Annotated in this window: 1 protein-coding gene; it reads right to left on the bottom strand. The window is 60.2% G+C overall.

Translation table 11 applies throughout. The features are described 5' to 3' along the window. Positions 1-28 precede the first annotated feature (28 nt). Positions 29-628, bottom strand: a complete 600-nt coding sequence (locus ABB26_RS18305) for a nitroreductase family protein (protein ID WP_057636141.1) — start codon at positions 626-628, stop codon at positions 29-31. Positions 629-781 lie beyond the last annotated feature (153 nt).

The following is a 781-nucleotide window of genomic DNA, read 5'->3' as shown; positions in this document are numbered from 1 at the left end:
CGCGCCGCTGCGGATCAATCAGACACGATCAGCCGAACACCTTGAAACGCGCCTCGTCTTCCACGTAAGCCTTTTCACCAAATGCGGCTTCGTTGGAACCGAACGGCATCTGCGCACGCAGGGTCCAGCTGGCCGGCACGCCCCAGGCTTCGCGCACGGTTTCATCGACCAGCGGGTTGTAGTGCTGCAGGCTGGCGCCGATGTCGGCATCGGCCAGTGCGGTCCACACCGCGAACTGCGCCATGCCGTTGGACTGCTCGGCCCAGATCGGGAAGTTGTCCGCGTACAGGGCGAACTGCTCCTGCAGGCCCTTCACCACGTCGGTGTCGATGAAGAACAACACCGTGCCAGCGCCGGCGGCGAAGCTGTCGATCTTCTTCTCGGTGCCGGCAAAGGCGTCGGCCGGAACGATCTTGCGCAGCTCGTCCTTGGCACGACCCCAGAACTTCTGGTTCTCGGCGCCGAACAGGATCACCGCACGCGAGGACTGCGCGTTGAAGGCCGACGGCGCTTCACGCACGGCCTGCTTGATCAGGTGGGTGGTGTCGTTCTGGCTGATCGGCAGGTTCTTGCCGAGCGCGTACTGGGAACGACGCTTCTTGTACAGGGAGATGGCTTGGCTGCTCATGATCAATTCCTTTAGGGGAAGGTAGATCGGCAACACCGCCGATCCGTCTGTTGGCGGCCATTTTATTTGCCAGCAAAATTAGAACAATTACTCAAATTCCAATGAATCGTTTCATTTTCAGAACAAATCGCACAGCCGCATGCGCCGGAACCC

The sequence above is a fragment of the Stenotrophomonas humi genome (assembly GCF_001431415.1).
Lineage (GTDB): Bacteria > Pseudomonadota > Gammaproteobacteria > Xanthomonadales > Xanthomonadaceae > Stenotrophomonas > Stenotrophomonas humi.
Note: the sequence above shows the minus strand (reverse complement) of the source record. Positions and strands in the feature narration are given on the sequence as shown.

Coding starts and splice junctions, on each gene's coding strand:
- ABB26_RS18305 (WP_057636141.1), bottom strand. CDS start 628: ATGAGCAGCCAAGCCATCTCCCTGTACAAGAAGCGTCGTTCCCAGTAC.